The sequence below is a fragment of the Acinetobacter sp. genome (assembly GCF_049284435.1).
In the GTDB taxonomy this organism is placed as follows: Bacteria; Pseudomonadota; Gammaproteobacteria; order Pseudomonadales; family Moraxellaceae; genus Acinetobacter.
In genome coordinates, this window is the sequence record NZ_JBAPXX010000044.1 from 1 (window position 1) to 3,190 (window position 3,190).

At 42.9% G+C, this 3,190-nt stretch carries 3 protein-coding genes and 1 pseudogene; 1 reads left to right on the forward strand and 3 read right to left on the reverse strand.

Going from position 1 to position 3,190, the window contains the following annotated elements:
- The 3 genes and pseudogenes from WAK81_RS03575 to WAK81_RS03585 form a co-directional block, all read right to left on the reverse strand.
- Positions 1-182 (reverse strand): annotated as a pseudogene (locus WAK81_RS03575) (30S ribosomal protein S7); the annotation flags it as partial.
- Positions 183-362: 180 nt separating this feature from the next.
- Complete coding sequence (rpsL, locus tag WAK81_RS03580; RefSeq protein ID WP_002050319.1) at positions 363-737, reverse strand: 30S ribosomal protein S12; 375 nt, start codon at positions 735-737, stop codon at positions 363-365.
- A gap of 156 nt (positions 738-893) precedes the next feature.
- Positions 894-2,378 carry an EcsC family protein gene (locus WAK81_RS03585; RefSeq protein ID WP_422195714.1) on the reverse strand — a complete coding sequence of 495 codons (1,485 nt, stop codon included), beginning with the start codon at positions 2,376-2,378 and terminating at the stop codon, positions 894-896.
- Between the two features lie 273 nt (positions 2,379-2,651).
- Here WAK81_RS03585 and WAK81_RS03590 point away from each other — a divergent pair.
- Positions 2,652-3,190: beta-ketoacyl synthase N-terminal-like domain-containing protein (locus WAK81_RS03590; RefSeq protein ID WP_422195715.1), on the forward strand; the 539-nt coding region annotated here is incomplete at its 3' end.

Here is a 3,190-nt window from a genome sequence, read left to right on the forward strand (position 1 = left end):
AATTCAACTGGGTCTACTTTAGATTTTTCTTGAACGCGGTCTAAAGCACCGTAAACGATACTTTCAGCAATAGATTTTTTACCATCTTGCATTACGTGGTTCATGAATTTAGCGATTGTTTGGCTGCTGAACTTAGGATCCGGAAGGATTTCACGAGCAGCGACTACGCGACGTCTTGGCATTTTAAACTACCTATAAAGATGACACTTCAGGTTTATCCAGCATGAGTACAAAGTGTCATGTACTACTCGCTGGCCTTACTATACGTCGCTTGGAATTTTCACAAAATTAATGCAGAAATCAGACAAGCGAGACGATAAAGGATTGCGGTTCTACGTTCTTAAAATTTAATTCTTAACGAATTATTTCTTAGGACGTTTAGTACCGTATTTAGAACGAGACTGGTTACGATCTTTAACACCAGCACAGTCTAAAGAACCACGAACGGTATGGTAACGTACACCTGGTAAGTCTTTAACACGACCACCACGGATAAGAACAACACTGTGCTCTTGTAGGTTATGGCCTTCACCACCGATGTAGCTAGAAACTTCGAAACCTGAAGTTAAGCGAACACGGCAAACTTTACGCATTGCTGAGTTAGGTTTTTTAGGTGTAGTTGTGTAAACACGTGTACAAACACCACGGCGCTGTGGACAAGCCTTCAACGCAGGAACTTTAGATTTTTCAACTAAAGTCGTACGACCCTTGCGGATCAACTGATTTGTTGTTGCCATTTGGCAATTCTCCCGTTAATAAAAAGCCCCAAAAAACTACTACTTTTTGAGGGCATGCAATTGTAATTCAAGATGCAAAATTGGTCAACCTACTCAAGCCAAGCAAATGCCGTTTCTCACGATATTTGCTTGCTTTTATTTGCCTTCAAAATTCGCTTATTTTTTTGAATTTTTACCGGCTTTTTGGGTAACGTCTTGAGCTTCAGATTCAGTTTCCGAATTTTCTTGATCCTCTACACCCTGCTGTGAAGTCTCTGTAGCAGCTTCTGCCTCGTCAGCAGCTTCTGGATGCAGTTCAGCTTCGATTTCCGGGTCAAATGAAGTTTTGGTTAAAGCCGGTTGTTGCGACTGCTTGTCTGCCGCAGGTTCAACCAACTCATCGTTGAGCGCCTCCAGCCCTTCACTCACCTTTTCATCTTCTTTCACTTCTGCTTCTTCAGAGCTTAGATCATTCTGCTCTTTTTTGACCAGCTTGACCTGGGTAATAGTGTTATTTCCCTCAATCGCAATATCTTTGTCCATGATCGGCTTATCTTTCGGAATCTCAACTTCCTGAGAGGCACTATTTAAGAGTTTCGGAGCTGCCTGTTGCAACAAACTGACTGCTTTCTCATAGGCAGCATAAGGAGACAATTGCGAATCCTGATGCTGAATCAGGTATTGGCGTGCATGCGAGAATGCTTCCTGAGCTTTCTGATTTACATCCTCGACAAAACGGTAGCTATATACAGCCCCAATCCCAGCACCCGCCAGAGGCGTCAGTTTGGTTAATCGCTCCAGAATCGAAATTTTTGGCAGATGATTCATCCATTCCCATTTAGCCTCTCCCTCATGACGACTTAACCATTGCTTGATGGCACTCACATCATTATCAGAACCTAGCATGGCTTGCAGCTGGGAGATATCATGAGTTTTAAGTGTATTGCTTAAAGCTTTTAAACCCAATAACAAGGTCTGTTTTTCCGCAATCAGGCTCAAGTCAATCTGTCTAAAGATATGCTGGACGATTTCCCGATCATCTTCTTTACTCAGGTCAAAACCATAAGAGCGACCGACTTGATAAATGGTACGCAATGCCATCAGTAAAGAGGCTGGAATATCAATCGCGGTGCCAAGCATTCCTGAAGCACCACTCACTGCACCCTGTACCGTCGCAATCCATTTGTTTTGTTCACCTAAAGCCTGTGAAATTCGCTTGGATCGATCGACGTCCTGAGTCAATTCCTCTAAATCTTTCGCTCCCGCTTCATTCAGAATGGCATCAACCGAACTGGTTTGATTACTGAATTGATTGAGGCGCTCATAAAAGTAATTCGATACTTTTTCGGTCAGATCGGGAGAAACGAAATGCGCGACATTATTCACAGTATTAAAACGGCGCCCGAGAAGTTGACGAGACACATTTGGAAGATGCTCGCGAAGCATTTGCTGAGGATTATCATATTTTTTAGCTGAAAAAGCGCTTTTCGTCTTCGCCGAACCGTCAATCACCTGATCGGAGTTAGACGGCTTCAGCGCTTTAGTCACCGAATCCGGCGCAACATGATTCAATAAATCCAATCCGGTTGAACTGAACTTTTTCGCCACTCCAAAGGCATTCGAAATCAGACCATTAGATTGTTTATTATTAGCATTTACCATTTTTTACCTCAGCATTCATGTGCTTGTATTTGGTATAAATACTAGGTGTAGTCAGCGTTTATCTCAACTTTATTCTGTTTCATTTAGTAAAACCCCTACACGCCGACTCACAAACTCAACCGACTGTCACACGGCATAACATTTGCCATAAGATTTCAAAAGTCTTTCTGCTATCATGTTCCCCATCATGAAATAAGGCTAAGCGCTGGATTGGGCGATTTTAAAACCCAGATATCTGCCGCTGAGCATAGAGCAAACTATAAGGATCTGTAGATGAAACGTGTTGTCATCACTGGCATGGGTATTAACTCATGTATTGGTAATACATTAGAGGATGTAAACCATTCTTTACAAAACGGGATTTCAGGAACACGTTTTAATCCGACTTATGCTGAACTCAATTTCAAAAGTCATGTCAGTGCTGCAGCCGAGCAGGATTTCGACGGGATCGACCGCAAACTGAAACGCTTTATGGGCGTATGTGCAATGTATGCATATAACTCAGCTCTTGCTGCAGTTGAACATGCAGGTTTAAAGGTTGAAGATCTAGCTGGCAACCCACGCTATGGTATTGCGGGTGGTTCAGGTGGTGGTTCAACTGCTTCTGTTATTGAAATGAACGAATTATTGCAAACCAAAGGTGCGCGTAAAGTCGGTCCTTTCTTTGTACCACGTAATATGACCAACACCATTACAGCAAACGTTGGCGTTGCATTCAAATTACAAGGCGTGGCGCATACCATTACCAGCGCATGTGCAACCTCTGCGGATGCGATTGGTTATGCTTACAACCTGATTCAACTCGGCAAACA

Coding starts and splice junctions, on each gene's coding strand:
- rpsL (WP_002050319.1), bottom strand. CDS start 737: ATGGCAACAACAAATCAGTTGATCCGCAAGGGTCGTACGACTTTAGTT.
- WAK81_RS03585 (WP_422195714.1), bottom strand. CDS start 2,378: ATGGTAAATGCTAATAATAAACAATCTAATGGTCTGATTTCGAATGCC.